This is a genomic window from Galbibacter sp. BG1 (genome assembly GCF_013391805.1).
In the GTDB taxonomy this organism is placed as follows: Bacteria; Bacteroidota; Bacteroidia; order Flavobacteriales; family Flavobacteriaceae; genus Galbibacter.
The window spans coordinates 1,362,468-1,383,575 of sequence record NZ_CP058364.1; the positions used below are offsets into that span (position 1 = coordinate 1,362,468).

General features: G+C 38.7%; 10 protein-coding genes and 1 tRNA gene. 8 read left to right on the forward strand and 3 right to left on the reverse strand.

The genetic code is table 11. The features are described 5' to 3' along the window. Nucleotides 1-5: 5 nt before the first annotated feature. Nucleotides 6-1,685, reverse strand: coding sequence for a glutamine--tRNA ligase/YqeY domain fusion protein (locus HX109_RS06015; protein WP_178950287.1), 1,680 nt, complete (start codon nt 1,683-1,685; stop codon nt 6-8). 389 nt (nt 1,686-2,074) lie between these two features. Here HX109_RS06015 and HX109_RS06020 point away from each other — a divergent pair, with 389 nt between their 5' ends. The 4 genes from HX109_RS06020 to HX109_RS06035 all read left to right on the forward strand — a co-directional run bounded on the left by HX109_RS06020 (nt 2,075) and on the right by HX109_RS06035 (nt 17,648). After that, nucleotides 2,075-4,264: a gliding motility-associated C-terminal domain-containing protein gene (locus HX109_RS06020; RefSeq protein WP_178950288.1), complete on the forward strand. Its 2,190-nt coding sequence runs from the start codon at nt 2,075-2,077 to the stop codon at nt 4,262-4,264. After that, complete coding sequence (locus HX109_RS06025; protein ID WP_178950289.1) at nt 4,264-6,426, forward strand: PorP/SprF family type IX secretion system membrane protein; 2,163 nt, start codon at nt 4,264-4,266, stop codon at nt 6,424-6,426. The genes HX109_RS06020 and HX109_RS06025 overlap by 1 nt, the downstream gene beginning before the upstream one ends. Nucleotides 6,427-6,487: 61 nt before the next feature. Then, complete coding sequence (locus HX109_RS06030) at nt 6,488-16,669, forward strand: T9SS type B sorting domain-containing protein (RefSeq protein WP_178950290.1); 10,182 nt, start codon at nt 6,488-6,490, stop codon at nt 16,667-16,669. 13 nt (nt 16,670-16,682) lie between these two features. Further along, on the forward strand, nt 16,683-17,648 hold the full coding sequence (locus tag HX109_RS06035; protein WP_178950291.1) for a type IX secretion system membrane protein PorP/SprF: 966 nt from the start codon (nt 16,683-16,685) through the stop codon (nt 17,646-17,648). A 318-nt stretch (nt 17,649-17,966) separates the two neighbouring features. On the opposite strand, the gene HX109_RS06040 is transcribed toward HX109_RS06035, so the two are convergent. Together HX109_RS06040 and rbfA are read right to left on the reverse strand one after the other, a co-directional pair. Beyond that, nucleotides 17,967-19,184 carry an ABC transporter permease gene (locus HX109_RS06040; protein ID WP_178950292.1) on the reverse strand — a complete coding sequence of 406 codons (1,218 nt, stop codon included), beginning with the start codon at nt 19,182-19,184 and terminating at the stop codon, nt 17,967-17,969. A 4-nt stretch (nt 19,185-19,188) separates the two neighbouring features. After that, nucleotides 19,189-19,581 carry a 30S ribosome-binding factor RbfA gene (rbfA, locus tag HX109_RS06045; protein WP_178950293.1) on the reverse strand — a complete coding sequence of 131 codons (393 nt, stop codon included), beginning with the start codon at nt 19,579-19,581 and terminating at the stop codon, nt 19,189-19,191. Nucleotides 19,582-19,700: 119 nt separating this feature from the next. Here rbfA and mce point away from each other — a divergent pair, with 119 nt between their 5' ends. The 4 genes from mce to HX109_RS06065 all read left to right on the forward strand — a co-directional run bounded on the left by mce (nt 19,701) and on the right by HX109_RS06065 (nt 21,065). After that, nucleotides 19,701-20,111, forward strand: coding sequence for a methylmalonyl-CoA epimerase (mce, locus tag HX109_RS06050; protein ID WP_178950294.1), 411 nt, complete (start codon nt 19,701-19,703; stop codon nt 20,109-20,111). A 146-nt stretch (nt 20,112-20,257) separates the two neighbouring features. Further along, entirely contained in the window at nt 20,258-20,503 is a 246-nt protein-coding gene (locus HX109_RS06055; RefSeq protein ID WP_178950295.1) for a GIY-YIG nuclease family protein, read from the forward strand. Next, nucleotides 20,494-20,567: transfer RNA gene (locus HX109_RS06060), tRNA-Ile, on the forward strand. The genes HX109_RS06055 and HX109_RS06060 overlap by 10 nt, the downstream gene beginning before the upstream one ends. A 258-nt stretch (nt 20,568-20,825) precedes the next feature. Further along, nucleotides 20,826-21,065, forward strand: a complete 240-nt coding sequence (locus HX109_RS06065; RefSeq protein ID WP_178950296.1) for a hypothetical protein — start codon at nt 20,826-20,828, stop codon at nt 21,063-21,065. Nucleotides 21,066-21,108: the final 43 nt, after the last annotated feature.

Below are 21,108 nucleotides of genomic sequence, written 5' to 3' on the forward strand. Positions count from 1 at the left end.
CCGAATTACTTATCAATTTTGGCCCAGCTGTCGCGTAGCCCCACGGTTTTATTAAATACTATTTTTTCTGAGGTAGAATCTGGATCAATATTAAAGTACCCAATTCTTTGAAATTGAAAATGATCGCCAACTTCGGCCGTTTCAATGCTTGGTTCTACATAACCCTTGATAATTTTTAAGGAATCTGGATTTAAAAATTCTAGAAAGTCTTTTCCTTCATGTCTATCGGGTTCTGCCTCCGTAAACAATCGATCGTATTCCCTTACTTCTACTTCCTTAGCATGGTCAATAGATACCCAATGCAAGGTTCCTTTAACTTTGCGTTGGCTTTCTGGAGTACCGCTGCCACTTTTACTAAGTGGGTCGTATGTACATTGAACTTCGATTATATTTCCTTCGTCGTCCTTAATTGCTTTTTCGGCTTTTATAATGTATGCATTTTTTAAACGTACTTCCCCGCCTAATTTTAAACGGAAGAACTTTCTGTTAGCCTCTTCCCTAAAATCTTCCTTTTCAATATAAATTTCCCTTGAAAAAGGCACTTTTCTATAGGTAAGCACCTCTTCTTCTGGATTGTTCTCCGCCTCCACATACTCATCAGTATTTTCTGGATAATTTGTAATAACTACTTTAAGCGGATTTAAAACCCCCATTATCCGGGGAGCCTTTTTATTTAGGTCCTCACGCACGTGAAACTCCAATAAGGAAACATCAATTAAATTGTCCCTTTTTGCAATTCCAATAGTGTCGGCAAAGTTCTTAATGGATTCTGGAGTGTAACCACGGCGTCTAAGACCGGAAATAGTTGGCATTCTAGGATCATCCCATCCATTCACCACACCTTCTTCCACCAATCGTAATAATTTACGTTTGCTCACGACGGTGTGACTCAAATTTCTTCTTGCAAATTCACGCTGTTTTGGTTGAACTTTATTTGGATCTATAACTTGTTCTAAAAACCAGTTGTACAATTCGCGGTGCATGGCAAACTCAAGCGTACAGAAAGAATGTGAAACTTGCTCTATATAATCGCTCTCCCCATGCGTCCAGTCGTACATCGGGTAAATACACCAATCGGTATTTGTTCGGTGATGTGCTTTATGCAGTATCCTATACATAATCGGGTCGCGCATTAACATATTGGTAGAAGCCATATCTATCTTGGCTCTAAGAACATGAGCGCCCGATTCAAATTCGCCGTTTTTCATCCGCTCAAACAAATCCAAATTTTCCTCTACGGATCTATTTCTGTGAGGGCTATCTGTTCCAGGAGTGGTTGGCGTTCCTTTCTGTTCTGCAATTTTTTCAGAAGATTGGCTATCCACATAGGCCTTTCCATCCTTTATAAGCTCAACAGCCCAATCGTATAATTGTTGGAAATAATCGGAAGCGTACCGCTCTTCACTCCATTCGTACCCCAGCCAAGAAACATCACGTTTAATGGCATCTACATACTCCTGCTCCTCTTTTGCAGGATTGGTATCATCGAAGCGCAAATTAACAGGGGCATCGTATTTTTCACCCAAACCAAAGTTTAGACAAATAGAACTTGCGTGCCCTATATGCAAATACCCATTAGGTTCAGGAGGAAAACGGAATCGCAATTTCTCTTTCTTGAAACCCGATTTTAGATCGTCTTCTATTATATGCTCAATAAAATTTAATGATTTTGATTCTTCTGCCATTTGTATAAAACTTAAAGGTGCAAAATTACGTAAATTTTGGAGTGTATGGGAATGTTGGTTTGATTAATCGTGAATTACTGAAAAAGTTAAAGAGCTTCTGCCGGAAAAAGATCAAAAAAGTAAGTTATTAACAATTTTTAACAGAATTTTGTTTTCAAACGGAAATAGCACAAAATCTCTTAAATACCGCATTTTTACTGCTAAGGTGGTAAAAACCAACTAGTATATTTAAATGAATAATTGTGAATAACTTTAATAAAAGGACTCTTGGCATATAAAAACGGGCGTTTCACCACAAAAGCTAAGAAATGTTGAAAAAATCTAATAACTTTGGTTTTCTATTTTAGAAAGTCGTTACTTTGTAAGTACCCAAATTAAAACATGAACTTATGAATAGAACTTTACCCAAAAAATCTATTCGTCTTTGCCTGCTGTCGCTCTTTATGGGCTCTGCAATGATGCAAGCGCAAGATTTAAAGAAACCCATCTTAGGGTTTTCTGATGCGTGTGCTTCCAAAGGCTTTAATAGTTTTTCCGTACAATTTAAGTGGGATCCTACGCCAATCGTAGGATCCGACAACGACTTTATTCTTGAACTTTCCGACGCAAACGGCAGTTTTACTTCCCCTACAATGCTTGCAACCATTTCTGACAAAAACACGACATTCGACTTCGACATTAATTTTAAAATGCCAGAAACCGTTCGCGGAGAGAATTACAAAGTACGAGTAAGAAGCACTAAGCCTGCTAAAATAGGAAAAGAAAGCAATCCATTTGGAGCTTACTACCTTAATGTGGCTGAGCCCTTAGTAGTTAACAATTTTGAAGAAGCCTCGGTATGTGAGGCCAATACGGTTTTCTTGGAAGTAGATAATTATCCAAACCAAGAGTCCTACAACTGGTATAAAGATATGGCGCTTATTCCTGGAGAAAATGGACCTTCAATAGAAGTTTCTGAACCTGGAATTTATTTTGCTGAAATAGATTATGGTACTTATTGCTCTACTTCAACAGCCTCTAATTTAGTTGAAGTTTTTATTGAAAACTCTGTGGGCGTTGAATTGGTAGGAGCAAAGAAGGTTTCTTTGTGCGAAGATCAAACATACACCCTAACCACCGATTTTGTAGACCCAACTGTAACCTATGCTTGGTATAAGGATGGAGAATTGTTGGAAAGAAGCAATAGCAATTCCTTGGAAGTTAAAGGAAATAATCCCGGATTTGCCGGAGACTATTATGTGGTTGTTGAAAGACCGGGAGGTTGTAACGAAAAAACATCCACCGTACAGATACAGGCCGGTGGTTTTGAAGCCTCGTTAGCCTCACAGAATGGAACTATTGTTTTTCCACAACAACCTGTAAAATTACAAGCTACCACCAATGCTTCTGGAGCAACCTATAAATGGTTTAGAAACGGCACAGAACTATCTGGAGAAACTGCGAGCACTTTGGAGGTTAATACTACTGGAGACTATTATGTGGAGGTTTCTCAAACGGAGGGATGTAAAGCAAGCAGAACAACGGAGGCCATAACCATTACGGAGCCTGCAGAATATGTTGCAGCCATCAAATTAGGTACATATACAGCATGCCAAAGTTCTTCGGCCACTTTGAGTCTTTCGAAAATAGAAACCAAAGATGCTGAGGGAGCGGCTTATGAGCTTCCAGAATCTTCTTTGGCGAACGCAACATACCAATGGGTATATAACCAGAAAGCAGTGGTTGGTGAAACCAATAAATCCTTAACGGTTGCGAAGGCTTCCCTCAACGGAACTTATGCCTTGCAGATAAAACTTGAAGGTGGAAAACAGGTTACCTCAAACGCAGTGGATGTTAAATTAGGACTTTCTGAAGTTCCTACTATTAGTGGTAACGGAACAGTAACTTGCGAAAACGGTAATAGTATAGAAATTGCTTCCAGCGTGAATACTTCAGAATATAAATATACGTGGTACAGAAATGGAGTGGCGCTTACAGAAAGCACACCGAAATTCACTACCAACCTTTCAGGAAAGTATCAATTGCAGATCGAAGCTTACGGCTGTTCTGCAAAATCAAACGAATTTGTTATCAATGAATTCGATACATCTATAGTAACTCTTAATGTTTCAGAAATTGTATCGATTCCAGAAGGAGAGAGTAAAGAAGTAATTGCAACAGGAGGAGATAGCTACCAATGGTTCGATGCAGAAAACGAATTAATAAGCAACGCTTCTTCAGTAACACTTTCCGAAGAAGGCGAATATACGTTGTTGGCTGCTGTTGGAGACTGTCAAGTTGCTAAAAAAGTAACCGTAACCTACGTATTGAGTTATGTGGTACCAAATATTGTAACACCAAATGGAGATGGGTTTAACGATCTTTGGGTAATCCCTAATTCTTATGCTTATAAACAAGATATTACTGTAAATATTTACGAACAATCTGGAGCTACCGTTTTTACGGCCACAGGATATCAAAACAATTGGCCAGAATCTTCAAGCATTACAAGATCTGGTAGCAGACCACCAATTTACTATTACCAAATTACTAAAGGAAAAGAAACATTAAAACAAGGAACGATAACTGTTATTAAATAATGAGAATTAACCCCGGAACCTTACTGCTGCTACTTTTATGCTGGAGCACCTGTCTTTTTGCACAGGAAGATGCCCCCGTAGCGGCTATTAACATTCCGGCGCAAAACCAGTTAAAGTTCGATCGGTTTTTAATCAACCCTACATTTTCTACCGTAAACGAAGATTTTTCTTATTTAAATCTTTACCACAGAAATCAATGGGTAAGCTTTGAAGATAACTACCAGACCTATCTTGGAAGTTATTCGGGAAGAATAAGCGATCGCTCTGGAGTAGGGATAAGTGTATACCATCAGCGGTTTGGGACCATTTCAAATTTTGGGGTGGTAGCCAACTATGCATATGGAATACGGCTTTCAGAAATAAGCAACCTTACTTTTGGTTTCAACCTTTCTTACTATAACAGTGGAGTAGATAGAAGTAACATCGTTACTCCAGATCCAGACGATCCTACCATTGCTAATTTGGAAGATGGTAATTTAATATCCTTTCAACCAGGATTGAACCTTTCCATTGGAAAGTTCGATGTTGGTGTTTATGCTGAAAATGCATTTGATTACAATATTGATGAAAGCGAGCAATTAACCACTTTCGACGAGAAAACATTTACCGGACATTTAATGTATACCACTCGGTTTAAAAATGGCCAAGGTATTATGGAAGACGCAAAGATTTCAGCACTTTCCAGAGCTCGCTTTGTTCCTGAAGAAGACGTAAATCTATCGGGGAGCATTATTTTAGATCTTCCAAAATTAGGTTGGATACAAACGGGTTACGACGATTATTACGGCGTAGCAGCGGGGGTTGGATTTAACTTTACAAAGAGACTTTCTTTAGGGTACACAATAGAAAAGGGAGTAAGCGGACAAGTAGCTAACTTCGGGGTTACCCACGAAATTAACTTTGCATATTCTTTCCAACCAACACTTAGCGAAAACCGGGTTTATGAAGACTTGGAGGAAGATGAGAAATTGTTGGTTCTTGAAGAAGAGATGTTGGAGGAAGAAGAGGCGATAGACACTATTAGTGATAAAGCTACTGAGATTAAAAGACTACGTTCTTTGGTAGCAGAAAATAATATGATTATCGACGAGATGATGTTTAAGCAGGATTCTATGGAAGAAGCCCGTAAAAACGACATCAATAAACGTTTTGCCTACATCATTAAATACGTAAACGACAACAAAGGGAAGGGCAATGATGCTGAGGTTAAGAAAAGAGCAGTTGCCATGATGAAGGAAATTGACGAAGATGCCTATGAGAAGGCAGATACAAAATACAAGCAAGATTATAACAATATAGGTACGTCAAACAAAAGGGCGTATTCAAAAGCTCCCGAAAAATCAAATACCTCTAAGGCTGTTGCTGGTACTGACCAGAAACCTGCCCCTCAAAAGGCAGTGCAACCAAAAGCTGCAACCACGGCTAAAAGTTCTAACGCTGCTGTAACTACAACAACGTTACCCAATGTGGAAGACGGAGCTTATGTAATTGCGAATGTTTATAAAGATGAAGCTTACCTCCATAAGTTCTTAGATCAATTGGATGCTCAAGGTATTAATGCTGGGTATTTTGAGAAAAACGGATTGAAGTATGTGTATATAGACAAATACAATACCGTAGCCGATGCACGGGCAGCACATCAAACCGATTTTAACGGAGCGTATACAGGAGACGTTTGGGTATTGAATATTAAGAATGATACGAATGCTGCCGTACAAAAATCCGGGGCCTATGTTTCCGCAGATATGAAAATAAAAAATGCTAAAGGAGACAGAAATAGAAATCCGAATATCAATACCGATAGCGACTATCTAAGCAACGGTTTAAATTATTGTACCGATCGGTATGTAAATAGTATTTTAAATTCCTATGAATTGGATTATAATGAAGCTTTAACAAAAGCGGAAGGTAAAAAGAAAACGACCAGTGAAAAGGGATACTATCTTATAGCAAACGTTTTTGCAGAAGATGAAAACGCCGATCGCTATTTAGCAAAACTTAAAGAGGAAGGTTTTGAAGCCGACATCTATATCAACCCAAAAAACAATTACAAATATGTGTACCTAAGTAAATTTAAAAGTTGGAACAAGGCAATGGATTCCTACCGAAGCAGTATTAATTACAAAGATGATATTTGGATCATGCCTTTAAAGAATACTTAGCAATACATATAAAAAAATTATAAAATAATAGAATAGTAACAAGTCCCCAAAGCTTAACACTATGAAGAAAAACTACTTTACCCTTAAATCGTACCTACTATTTGCATGCATTTTCTTTGCAGGCATTTCTGCGTTATCAGCACAGGTAGCTGTGCCCTTTTCTCCTAGACTTCCGGGAGATAACATTCGTATTAAAGGGGATATCGTTTTGGTGGGTAACAATATACTTAACCGTGCGAGCCAATCCAATCCTGAGGATGCAAACACGCCATATAATGGATCTGCTAACAACAATGATCTGTGGATGGAGTATATCGATATCGATGGCGATCCTACCACATTTAGTTCTAGTGAAGCTGCTCTAAATCTACCCAATTCCTGCGCAAAGGTAGCTTATGCCGGTTTGTATTGGGCTGCAACATACCCAAATGAACGTAGTACGGATAGAAATAGACCATTCAACGGGACACCAAGATTTGAAGATTGGAATCAGGTGAAATTTAGAATGCCTGGGGGTAATTATATAGATATTGCTGCAGATAACGACCCCGACCCGGTCGGCGAAGAAGATGCTATTATTTTTGATGGGTTCGACCCAGTTAATATAAACAATTCATTTAAAGACTCCCCTATTATTTGTTATCGGGACGTTACATCATTGCTTCAAACCTTAACCACTCCCAATGGAACCTATACCACAGCGAATATAAGAGCTACCAAAGGTAGAAGAACAGGATCCAGTTCAGCGGGATGGTTATTGGTAGTTATATATGAAGATCCTACGGAAACAGGTAAGTTTATTTCTACCTTCGATGGGTATGCCGGGGTACAGGGAAGTAATACAGCAGATATTAAAGTTAATGGATTTAGAACTTTACCGCCTCCTTTTCCTGTACGTGCTAAATTAGGCGTAAGTGCTCTCGAGGGTGATAGAAGTATCACTGGAGATCAATTATTGTTTAAGGCAGATGGGGTAGCAACACCAATTAATGTGCAAAACACCTTAAATCCCGCAACCAACTTTTTTAATGCTACTATAACCAATTTAAACGCTCAGGTTCCAACCAGAAATCCTTACGGAACAAATACACTGGGAATGGATATAGATTTATTAAATCTTAATAACCCAGCAAACACTGTTTTACCAAATGACGAAACTGGGGCAACATTAACACTAACAACAAATGGAGATGGTTATGGATCCTTTTTTGCTTCTTTTTCCGTAGAAATCATTGAACCTAAAATTCAATTAGCAAAAACGGTTGAAGATTTAACCAATACCAATATACAAGGTGAAGGGGTTGAATTGGGTCAAGAAATGTACTACACCATTTCTTTTGACAATATAGGAAACGATGATGCCGATAATTTTACCATTCGGGATGTATTACCTATTAATGTCGATTTAATAGAGTCTGAATTAATATTGCCTCCAGCCATAAATGGAAAGGAAATAACTTATACTTATGATTACGATACCAATGTAATTTTATTTACAGTTCCAAACGAGTATGTTGAAATTGCGGATCCATCATACACTATTCGTATGCGGGTAAAAGTAAAGGAGAACTGTTTTGAATTAAGGGATGCTTGTTCAAATCTAATACAAAATACCGCTTATGCCACTTATAGAGGGGTTTTAAACGATAACGAAATATCCGACGATCCATCGGTAGCTGGTTTCGACAATTGTAACTTCGGGATTCCTGGATCTACCAATTTCTTAGTGGACCTTGGGGATTGTGATTTTTCAAGACAAGTTCAAATTTGTGGAACATCAGTACAATTATCTGCTGGAGTAGGTTTCGATACCTATCAATGGCAAAGAAGAAACCCAGATGGAACTTTTTCCGATATCCCTGGTGCTACAAGTCAAACATACAATGCGACCACAATAGGAACTTATAGGGTTACAAAAACAATTCCGACCCCTTGTGCAAGTTTCGACGAAGATATTACTGTAATACCTTTTAACAACAATGCTACTAGTCCTTTTATAGCTATGGCAGATGAAGTGGTAACTTGTACTAATGATGGTATTGAACTTCCAAAGTTTTATTTATGCGGTACAAACGACGATCGCTCTCTTGATGTAAATTTTAGCGATGCAATTTCTTTTACTTGGGAAAGACTTGAAGGTGGTTGTGCGGATGAGGCTATAGACGATTGTCCTACACGAAGTAATAATTGTACATGGGAAATGTTAAGTACAGAGGAAGATTACGTTTTGACCGGACCAGGAGAATATCGTTTTACTGCGGAATACCAGAATGGATGTTTTAATAGATTTTACTTTAAAGCCTACGAGAACTCTGTTGACCCAGAGATTACTACCAAAGACATTATTTGTAATACTCCAGGAGAAATTTTAATAACGGGAATCGGTAATGGTTATGAATACGCCATTAGTAATGATCCAGAAAATTTTAACTCTTCTTCTGCTTTGTGGCAGCCTGAAAGTAATTTTACAGTAGCAGATGAGGGAGTTTATTCAGTCTTTATACGTCAAACTGGGATAGATCCAGACGCAACCGATAGAGAGCCTTGTCTTTTCCGTTTTGATGAAGTGAATATTGTAGAAAGAGATTTCAAAGTTGATATAGATCGTGTGAATCCATTGTGTTATGATTTAAAAGGTTCCGTAAGTATTTCCATTAACAATGTGGAACCGAATTACATATATACTATTCGTAATACATCAGGGGAGGTAGTTCAACAAACGGCTTCAATTTCAGATAATAACCATGTATTTAATAATCTTAACGCTGGTGTTTACGAAGTAACTGTAACCAGTGATGATGGATGTAGCTTTACAGATGATATTGAACTGGTAAGACCAGAAGTTCTAGGCTTAACAGCAAACACCATTGCAAATATAGGTTGTGCCGATGGTCAAATTGAGCTAACTCCAACTGGAGGTACGGCAGATTACAACTACGCTATTTGGAGAGGACCTGGAATAAGTTATTCCGATTTAGAGGATATTCCTGCAACTGCGTTTACAACCAATGCTATTTTTGAGATTCCTGCAGGTCAAGAGGGTCAATACGAATTTGTAGTGGTCGACGCTGGAAATTGTGTTGCATATTCAAATCGCGTGGAAGTGAAGGTTGAACCTGCTCCAATATTCAACATTACAAAAACAAACGAAACTTGTTTTGAGGAAAAAAATGGAACCATTTCCGTTAATGTAACCAACAATAACGGTTATAATATGACCTTTAGTAGGGATAGCATCAACTTTAATGCAAACCCTAAATTTTTTAATTTAGAGCCTGGAGATTATGAAATCGTAGTGCGGGCTACCAAAGGCGTTTCATCTTGTGATTTTGTTCAAAATATCGAAATTTTACCAGCGACCCAAATTTCTTCGAGTGCAACACGAACAAAAAATTATACTTGTCTTGAAGATGGAGAAATTACTTTTACCGCTGGAACTGGTGGTTCAGGAAATTTTGAATACAGTATTGATGGAGCAACTTGGCAAAGTGGATTGGTGTTTGGGAGCTTGGAAGACGGCACATACACACCAAGATACCGGGATTTATCAAATCCTACATGTGTTAGGGATCTACCAAATATTGTAATAGATCCATTACCTGCGAAACCAACTTTAACACGAACAGTCGACTACAATTGTGATGGAACAGCTGATATTACTGTATTTCCTAACGACACTTCCTACCAATATCGTTTGGAGAATGCTTCAGGTTCGGTAATTAGAGCTTATCAAACATCTAATGTTTTTCAAAATATAGCTGTAGGAAACTATATTATAAGGGTTAATTATGGTAGTGATTGTACAGTTACTAGAGGAGTTTCAGTACAAACTGGAAATACCTTTAGCGCTACGCGAACTAATCTCACGAATCCACAATGTTTTGGAGGAACGGGCTCCATAACATTCCAAGTTCAAAACTTTAATACTACTACCGGTTACAACTATACCGTAGATGGGGGAGCACCACAAACCTCTACCTCAGCTACAGAAACGGTTACAAGTTTGACTGCCGGTGCACATACCATAATCATAACCGATCCTAATAATGCATCTTGTACGGCAAACATTACAGGAACGATTGCAGTTCCAAGTCAAGTAAGCGTTACGGGATCAATCACTAGCGACTTAACATGTAATAATACCGGAGCTACCATTCGGGCAACAGCTTCGGGCGGAACACCAGGATACACTTACCAATTGGAAGATAATGCATCGCCGACACCAACTGTTGTTAGACCTTTTCCAAATCCAACTGGAAGAAACTTCAATAATGTTCCAGCTGGCACCTATTATATTAGAGTAAGGGACGCCAATGGTTGCGAGGCTAGAAGTACGAATCCAATTGTGGTGGAAGATCCAATAGCCATTGAGTTTGAATCTATCCCAACTGCTTGTTATGTAGGCGGAAGCAATGGTAGTATTACTATTAATATTAATCCAAATGGAAACGGAAGTGTTGGAAACGGGAATCTTCAAGTAAGAATTAATGGAGGTCCGTTTGTAAATCTTAACAATCCACCATTCCAACATGTATTTAATAATTTGTCTTCTGGAGATTATGACATCCGAATCAAGGACGGTTTCGGTTGTTTTGCAGAAGAGCTCGATGTTACAATACAACCGAAATTGATCTCCACAGCAGTTTTAGATAATGATTTTCTCTGTGGAACAGATGCACAGGTTACTATAAATACCACGGGAGGTAATGGATCTTTTACCTATGCTTGGGCGAATACCGAAACCGGGCCCTTCACCAACACAACTGGGTTCTCTGGCAATGTGTTTAATACCAATATCGCTGGGACTTATTATTTCGAAGTTACCGACGCCGAAAACTGTACGGATATTGCTGGTCCTATCGAAATAACGCCTGCAACACCGCCTTCATTTACGGTAACGCCAACAGATATTACTTGTAATGGAGATAGTACTGGAGTTCTAGATGTAGATATTGATACTAATGTTGGGGTAGGTCCTTACACTATTGCAGTATTGAATACAGATACTAGTACAAGTTATGGTAGGCAAACCACAAATTTACCTGCTGGTAATTATGAGATAACAGTAACAGATTCTAAGAATTGTACGAATACTGAAACTGCAACTATAATTGAGCCCAGTCCAATAATGGGGAATTTATCTAAAACAGATATCAGTTGCTCAGGGGATCCAACAATTGGTTCAATTTTAGGTACAATAACCATCGATGCCTCCGGAGGAACATCGCCATACGAATATTTTATCAGAAGAAGTGACTACAGCTACACCGATAGTTATGATACAGCAGCTCCAAACTCAAATGATCATACTTTTGATGATTTAGATTTCGGTGAATATGTTATCAGAATTGTAGATGCAAATGGCTGTGAAATAATTGAAAATATTACTATAGCAACTGCGCCAAGTGTTATTTTAACCACTTCTGGTGCGGCAGGATGTACACTCGGTAGTGGAACAATGATGGTTGATGCAGATACTGCAGATCCTATGACGCCTTTAACTTCTGGAGATTTTTACTTCTCTATTTATCCTGCATTGAATGATTTTGATCCTGCTCCTTTAGCTTCTAACCCAGGTTGGTTTCAAGCTGACACTGATACAGGTAAAGGATTTAATACTGCCTATGAATTCACTGGCTTAAATCCTGGAGTAACGTATCAATTTATAGTTTACGACCGAAATACGAATTGTTCTTTCGTTCAAACAACTACAACTCCAGTAGAAACTACTTCTACTATGGAAGCTACTTTGGATCCCTCTTCTTCGGTTACATGTAATGGATTTGATAATGGATCGATCACATTTACTTTAAATGATCCAGGTGATATTGCTAATAGTATACCTCCTGCCGGAGCAACTTCAGCAGACTATGAAGTATATACTGCGAACGGAGATACTGGAACAGGGATAACAGGTAATGCCCTGGTAAATACAGCAACCACGGCCTCAGGTTTAAGTCCGGGAGAATATTACATTCTTTTTACTGAGGTTGGAGGAACGAATAATGGTTGTGTGTTCGCTTCGGATACATTTATCATTGATGAAGCCCCAGCACTTTTAGAAATCAATGCAACGGCAGACAATGCCAACTGTGTGTCAAATTCTGGAACAGTCACCGCTATAGCGCGCTATGGTGTAGCACCATACGAGTTCGTACTACAACCGCAAGGCGATCCTGCCCCAACAGTAGCTTCTTGGACTTCAACAAATACAAATGGAGTTTTCAGTGCAGATGCAGGAAATTATACAGTTTATGTAAAAGATGCCAACGATTGTATTCAACCATTTGATATAACGATAAATCCGGATCCAGAACCTGAAATTTCTAGGGCTATTAATGATGACTGTGTTGCGGAAGGAAATTACGCAGTAACTGTAACCTTGGATAATCCTGGTGTTCCACCTTATCGTTTAATTGTTAATGGCGCTGTACGGAACAACGTGATTTTTAATGGGAGTAATCAATATGAAATAACAGGATTAAATTCAGGAACGACTACTATCGAAATTCTGGATAGCAATGGTTGTGGAGAAGTTGAAACTTTCGAAATCCACCCACCACTGCAGTTTAATGCTCAGGTTGTTTCAGATATTGATTGTGTGCCAAACAATGCAGAGGTTGAGATTGAAGTATTTGGTGGTTCTTCAGCAACATTATCAAATATTACTTTTGATGTAACTGGACCGGCTGGTTTTAGTGGAATTACGGGTCAAACACTTTCTACAAACCCAGAAACCTTTGCTTTTGCTAGCGTTCCCGGGGATTATACCATTACGGTGAACGACTCAGGAACGGGATGTTCAATTGTTAAAACAATTAATGTGCCTCCTGCGGTAGAACCTAATTTTACCGCAACACCAACAGATGTAAGCTGTAATGGAGGTATGGACGGATTTATCGAGTTAAATGTTGTAGACAACGGAATTTCACCAATTAATTTTACCATTAGTCCAGTAGCGGGAACCTTCGATGCGGCGTCAAATTCGTTTGTAGATCTTCCCGCTGGAACATATACAATTACAGGAACTGGAAACAACTCATGTAGTACCCCGGTTTCCGGGATCGTTGTTGGAGAACCTACTTCGGTTACTGCAGATCCTGCTGCTGTAACACAGTTTGCATGTGTTTCTGGAAACAGTATAAATAATGCGGTGATTACTATAACGGGAGCAACTGGAGGAACTACCATATCTGGAAACTATACGTATGAGTTTGTGTATGACAACAATACTCCAGGAGATAATACAGACGATAGAACACAACGAAGCAGCAGCAATGAATTTATTGTTTCTGAACAAATTGGTGGTGAAGTAGCAATACAAATTATCGACGATAACGGGTGTAGTACAGTACAAAGTGTAACCATCGCCCCATATTCCAACCTCGATGCTATTGGCTTAACACCTTTTGACCCTACATGTAACCCTGGTATGGATGGTAGTGTAGAGATTAACGCAGTACTAACTCCTGCACCAGGAACAGCCGATATTACGTATGATATCTCTAACTTTGATGGATCTTTCACCGCTAGTTTTACAGGCAATAGCCTTACACATACGTTTACAGGACTCGACATTGATAACTATATCGTTCGGGTAACCAATAACGATACCGGTTGTTTCTTGGAAGATACGTTTGAACTTGAAGACCCGAATACTTTTGAAATCGATGTCAATAAACTGAGCGATGCGATTTGTTTCGGAGATAATGGTCAGGTTACTTTTACTATTACAGATCCGGTTAATGGATATAGTGGAGGCTTCGATTGGGAAATCTTCAGTGTTGAAGGCACACCAAATGATACTTCAGACGATATTTCAGTAGCAACAGGAAATCAAGCGGATCTTGGTCCTACTGCGGCTATCAATGTTCCACAAGGAAGTTACTATGTGGAAATAATACAATCTGCCGCGCCTAGTTGTACAAATACAGAGCGTTTTGTAATCTTAGGCCCAAATTCAGCGTTAATGCTTGACGTAGCTATCAATGAGAATTTAGATTGTACCATAATGCAAGGTGAAATTGAAGCCAATGCTACTGGTGGTTGGGGAGATTATGAGTATGCAATTGTAGCTCAAGGAGCAACACCAACAACTGCAGATTATGGTAGTAATAATATTTTTGGAGGCTTGGTTGCAGGCAATTACGATATCTATACCAGAGACTCTGGTGGATGTGAAGAAATGCAAACGATAAGTCTTATTCAGCCAAACCCAATTATAGCAAATGCTATTAAAACAGATGTTACGGGTTGTGAAGGAGATACCAATGGAACAGTTACCGCAACCATTACACCTCCTTTTGGCGGTCAACCAGCTATAAATAATACCTTGCCATACTATTTTAGCTTAAATGTTTACAACAGCGATGGTACTGCTATTGTTTCAAGAGGAGCATTACAAACAAGTGGGGCAGGAGCATTTAATTTTACGTATAGCGGTTTGGGAGCTGGTTTTTATAGTGTTACCGTTACCGATAATTTTGGTTGCGAAACAGAAACCAATCAAGTAGAAATATTGGAACCTAATGAAGTATCGGCGGCGCTTACCTTGAACACGACCAATACCTGCGATACTGGAGCTGTGCTTACGCTTACTGCGGAAGGAGGAACCGGAGCCGGAACCTATAGCTATAGTGAGAATCCAACAGGACCTTGGACATCATTTACTGGAAATAGTGTAAACATTCCTATTCCTGGACCAATTACAAATCCGGTTACATCACAATTCTATGTGCAGGATGGAAATCTATGTGTTTCTGGGGTTTCAAACGGAGTTACTGTAGATCCTATTCCAGCTATTATAATCACACCAGAAATTGCTGCAGATGTAACCTGTAATGGAGAAGCAAATGGTGTTATTCGCGTAAGAGCTTCGGGAGGTTTAGGAAATTATATGTATACGTTGTATGATGTTTCTGGAAATGTAGTGGTTCGTCCTCAGCAAGCATCAAATACATTCAATAATCTACCTGCTGGCGTTTACTTCGTTCAGGTGGATAGTCAGGATTGTGATGCCCGTTTGCGAATAGAAATACTAGAAGGAATGCCTTTACAGGACAAAACACCTATTGTTTACAATCCGCAATGTTCAGACGATTTAGGTACCATTGAAGTTGGTCTGGAGGGAGGTACTGGTATCTATCAATATGCGATTTCCCCTAGTTTAGACAAATTCCAAGATGAAAACATGTTTTACGATCTAGAACCGGGAAGTTATACGGTAATTGCGCAAGATTCGAAAGGCTGTAACCCTTATATATACAAATTGGATGTAGTAGCACCAAGTCCGTTAGCTGCCAAGGCAGATATCATGGAGCAAGAATATTGCATCGGTGATGCTACCGGAAGCTTTGAGGTAAATATTGCTGGAGGTACTGCGCCTTATTCCACAGCTTTGAATACGCAAGATGATAGTGCTTTCGTTCAAGATAAAACGGTGTACGATAACCTAGAAGGAGGAGAGACTTATGTGGTGTTTATAAAAGATGCCAATGGTTGTACTTCAAATGTGATCGTTACTCTAGATGATCCGGTGGATCTTTCCCCTAGAGCAGAAATTAACTTTATGTGTATCGATAACAGTGCTGCCAACGAGGTGGAAATCATATTGGCTCAACAAGGTTTGGAAGACGTAATTTACACAATGGACGGTGGAGCCGATCAATTTGATAATAGATTCTCAAATGTAGCTCCCGGAGATCACACAGTTACTGTTTCTTACTTTGGCTGTGAGCGTACCGTAGACTTTACGATCGATACCATTCAGCCGCTTAATTTGGCTGTTGGACAAAGTAATATCAATGAATTTACCATGGAACCAAGTGGTGGGTTTGCTCCTTACGAATATTTTGTAAATGGAGAGTCACGCGGAAATAATCCGAAGTATATCATTAGACAAAGTGGTATTTACGAGGTAAAAGTAATCGATGCCAATGGTTGCGAGGTCATCGCACAAATTGAAATGGAATTCATCGATATAAATATTCCGAACGTGTTTACACCAGACGGCGATAATAATAACGACACTTGGACACCAAAGAATACGCTTCAGTTCCCGAATATACTTACAAGGGTTTACGATCGCTACGGAAGACAAGTGGCAGAACTTCGTATAGGTGAAGAATGGGATGGCCGCTATAACGGCACCGAATTACCAACGGGAGATTACTGGTATGTGGTAAAATTAAATGGAGAATTAGACGACAGGGAGTTTGTTGGACACTTTACACTTTACAGATAAAATTTAGAAATAAATGAAAAAGTATCTTTTTATTATAGCAATCGCAGTAGGTATTTCTGTAAAAGCACAGGAGCTAACGCTTCCTACCTTTACACAATATCTGGCAGACAACGAGTTTGTAATCTCCCCAGCATATGCGGGGATTGGGGATTACGTTAAAATTCGAGCCAATGCGCTTACTCAATGGGTGGGTATTGACGATGCTCCAGATACGCAAACGCTTGTTGGCGATGTGCGATTGGGACAAAAATCTGGTGTGGGTGCCCTGTTTTATAACGACAGAAATGGTAATACACGCCAAATAGGAGCCCGACTTTCTTTTGCGCATCACCTTACGCTCGATGCTACCGAAGATCGTTTTCTTTCCTTCGGTTTGTCCTATAACGTGAACCAATTCCGATTGGACATCAATAATTTTGATTCTGATGGGGATGGACAACCCGATAATTTTGACCCCAGTATTACCGATAACCGTACTACGACTAACCATAACTTCGATGTCGCTGTTTTACTTAGAATGGGAGGTTTTTTCGCAAGTTTAAATGCTTCAAACGTTTTGAATAAGGACTTAAATGTATTCGCTATCAATGAGCCAAATAAATTGAGAAACTACTATTTGTACACTGGGTATCGTTACAAAAAGAACCTTAGATCTGACTTCGAGTGGGAGCCTTCTGTATTTTACCAAATATTCGAAAGCGACGGCCGTTCCAGTACCGATATCAACATGAAAGTACGTTATTGGGATTTTGAAGATTACTATTGGGCGGGGATTAGCTATCGTTTTTTAAACGATCAGTTCCTAGATCCTTTAAATGTGGGCCCCATGGTAGGCTTAAAGAAAGGTAGTTTCTATTTTGCTTATTCCTATCAAGTAATACTTAACGAAATACAGCTGTATAGCAGCGGAACACATATGATAACTGTTGGGGTGGATATCTTCCAAGGGCTCAGCAATTGTCGTTGTACCATGCGATAGTATCGAAAGGATACTTAACGCATGATGCAAAAAATACAAACCTGCGAGGTTTCAAAAACCTTGTAGGTTTTTTAAAAAAATCCGTCACTACAACCGACGAAGGAGGGTGGCAGTCTCCCAATGAGAGTGAATGCTGCCTTAAGGGGATTGCCACAGTCGTGGAAAACTTCTTCGCAAAGACGGAGAATAACTTTGCCTAGCACGGTTTTTAATAATTACTAATTTCTTAATTAATGTTATTTCTGTATTAGAGCAAAACATGGAAATATAAGGTTAATTTGGCGATTCCAAGAACAAGAAAAGGTTAGATGATAGAAACTAATTAAACTGAATCAGCTGTTTGTTCACACGGTTAGCGGCAATTTTGGAAGCAATAAAACCAAGGACAAAAATGGTGGCAAATACAATTAAGACGTTTATTAATTGATATTCTACCGGATAGGCTAGGGAAGGTGTAAGTTTAAGCCACTGAAAGCTTATTTGAGACCAAACCAATAAGGAAGCTACCACAATACCTATAATACCTCCAACGGCAGTTACCAACAATCCCTGAAGGAAAAATATTCGTTTTAATTGCTTTATAGAAACGCCCATACTGTAAAGGGTAGTAGCATTTTCTTTTTTATCGAGAATCATCATAATAATCGCGCCTACCACATTAAAAAGTGCAATGATAAGTACTAGGGTAAAGATTAAATAGATAGCCAGATTTTCAGTATTCAACATTTTATAAAGGGAATCATTTAGCTGTGCCCGCGTTTTTATTTGTACTTTTCCCTTAAAAGCTTCTTCAATAGCTTTGGTTACCAAACCTATATCGGCGGTTGGATCTAATTTAAAATTAATTCCTGTAATTTGGTTTTCTTTCTTTTCCAGTAAAGGTTGTACCGTTGAGAGGCGCGCAAACACATATTTTTTATCCAATTCGTCGTTTACTGCATAAACACCCGAGAGGGTGACCGAAAGTTCGTTATAGGGCTTCTTTGTGCCCGAAATTCCACTGGTAATACTTCCTTCCCCAGGTTTTGGAGCTAAGATTTTTAACGGATTGCGATAATCGTTTATTCCGAGCCCGAGTAAATTGGCAATGGCAAGTCCGGTGACCACCTGGTAAGGATCTTTTTGTATCCAGTTTCCGTAGTAAATTAAGCTGTCTACTCCGGTTACATTGGTGTAATTACTGTCTACCGCCTTTATGTAAGCAATATGATTTTTTTGTTTGAAAGTAAGAAAAATGCGTTCTTCAATTTCTTTGGAATAATCAGCAATACCTTCAATTCTGTTGAGTTGCTTGTGTTCGTTTTCAGTAAAATCAAAAAACTTGCCTTCCGAAGAGACTGCTTTTAAGTCGGGATCAAAAGAATTCGAAAAAGATAAACTCAATGTTTTTAAACCAGCAAAAGCAGAGAGCACCACAAAAAGAGAGGCGGCACCAATGACAATTACCAAAAATGTAACAAAATTGATAATGTTTACCGCATTTTGACTGCTCTTAGAAACGAGATACCTTTTGGCTATGTACAGCGAAATATTCAAAAAACTACGACTTCTTTCTTTTATCTAACAAATCGGGATTATCGATGGGATTCTCACTGCGCTTTAAAGATTTATCAATGCGGTCAATATATTCAAGAGAATCGTCTATAAAAAATTCCAAATCGGGAACACGGCGAAGCTGATTTTTGGTGCGTTGCGACAATTCGTGTTTAATAAGCGGCTGGTTGGAGCGCATTCCTTTTAAAAGCTCTTCTGCATTGGTATGGGGAAAAATACTTACATACACTTTCGCAATGGAAAGGTCTGTTGTAACATTTACCTTTGTAACGCTAATAAGCGTACCAGACATCCCACCATCTTTTGCTGCTCTTTGTAGAATTTCCGCCAAATCGCGTTGTATAACGCCACCAATCTTTTTCTGTCTGTTTGTTTCCATGTTGCAAAAGTACGAGAATAATAAATACAATTTAAAGTATTATTTTTGATTCGCATGAGCTTAGTTTTTAAATGAATCTCGTTTAAGCTCATTTTATTTTAAACAGTTAATTAGATCTGATGAACAAAATAGAGCACCTAGGCATAGCAGTAAAAAGCTTGGACGCCTCCAACGAACTTTTTCATAAATTGTTGGGGGTAGCGCCTTACAAGTTAGAAGTGGTTGCTTCGGAAGGAGTAAAGACGTCTTTTTTTAAAACAGGAGAAAGCAAAATAGAACTTCTGGAAGCTACAAATGAAGAGAGCCCTATAGCAAAATTTATTGAAAAAAGGGGAGAAGGAATTCATCATATAGCCTTCGATGTGGCAGATATTAAAGCGGAAATTAAAAGGCTTAAGGAGGAAGGCTTTGTGGTTTTAAATGAAACCCCTAAAAAAGGGGCAGACAACAAATGGGTTGTTTTTTTACATCCTAAAGCTACCAATGGAGTATTAATAGAGCTGTGTCAAGAAATAGATTCTATTGAATAGCTACAAAAACAGTTAAAAGTTTTGCACGGCTTAAAAATATATAGTAATATTGCATCCGCAATTTGCAGGTCCCATAGCTCAGCTGGTTACCTGCCTACCTGACGGTAAGTCAGGCAGGGAGCACCAACAGAGTTAAGTTTGAAATTATGTTTGTTTATGTTATTCGCAGTTTAAAAGATGCTAGATTTTATGTGGGAATGACTATGGATGTTGAAAAACGTTTAAAAGAACATAATTCGGGAAAAACAAAAAGCACAAAGGGGTACCGACCTTGGATTTTAATTCATACAGAGGTACTTCCGGATAGAGAAGCGGCCAGAGCGAGAGAAAAATACTTAAAAAGTGGTTTTGGAAAGCAATGGTTAAAAAATAAATACAAACAGGTCCCATAGCTCAGCTGGTTAGAGCACCTGACTCATAATCAGGGGGTCCATGGTTCGAGCCCATGTGGGACCACAATTAAACTAAAGCCTTACAGCAATGTAGGGCTTTTTCTTTTCTTGGTGTTGAAAGAAATTAATTGTTGTACTAATCCAAGTCGACTTATTTAATAAACTAGGCTATCTTAAAGTGGAATTTTTTAGGGAGGGTAGGAATATACAATGTGGTTGTTAAAAAGTTGCATAATACTTCTGATTTCAAGGTACACTAATGAAGTTGACACTCAATAGTTTTTATGGCATACCTCAGAAAAGAATCAATAGATATTAAATTATGGACTTACAGAATATTATTTTTGGAGCTATCATCCTAATCATCGGAGTTTTTTTATTTATTTTTATGATTGGATTAAAGAGAGGAAAGTATCTTAAAAATCGGGATCCGGCTATCGATGGTATAATTGAGATAAAAGGATTTGTTGGTGGAATTTTGCTTATATTGGCTGGAGCCTTTTTGATTTACAATGAAATAGCCTCATATTTTGGATGGACAGTATTGTTTATGGATAAATAATAGATAGAAAATTTTGGCGTCATCTCTCTCCAAAGCCTACCCA

Excerpts from the sequence above, each read along its gene's own strand:
- HX109_RS06015 (WP_178950287.1), bottom strand. The coding sequence starts at position 1,685 with ATGGCAGAAGAATCAAAATCATTAAATTTTATTGAGCATATAATAGAA.
- HX109_RS06020 (WP_178950288.1), top strand. The coding sequence starts at position 2,075 with ATGAATAGAACTTTACCCAAAAAATCTATTCGTCTTTGCCTGCTGTCG.
- HX109_RS06025 (WP_178950289.1), top strand. The coding sequence starts at position 4,264 with ATGAGAATTAACCCCGGAACCTTACTGCTGCTACTTTTATGCTGGAGC.
- HX109_RS06030 (WP_178950290.1), top strand. The coding sequence starts at position 6,488 with ATGAAGAAAAACTACTTTACCCTTAAATCGTACCTACTATTTGCATGC.
- HX109_RS06035 (WP_178950291.1), top strand. The coding sequence starts at position 16,683 with ATGAAAAAGTATCTTTTTATTATAGCAATCGCAGTAGGTATTTCTGTA.
- rbfA (WP_178950293.1), bottom strand. The coding sequence starts at position 19,581 with ATGGAAACAAACAGACAGAAAAAGATTGGTGGCGTTATACAACGCGAT.
- mce (WP_178950294.1), top strand. The coding sequence starts at position 19,701 with ATGAACAAAATAGAGCACCTAGGCATAGCAGTAAAAAGCTTGGACGCC.
- HX109_RS06055 (WP_178950295.1), top strand. The coding sequence starts at position 20,258 with ATGTTTGTTTATGTTATTCGCAGTTTAAAAGATGCTAGATTTTATGTG.
- HX109_RS06065 (WP_178950296.1), top strand. The coding sequence starts at position 20,826 with ATGGACTTACAGAATATTATTTTTGGAGCTATCATCCTAATCATCGGA.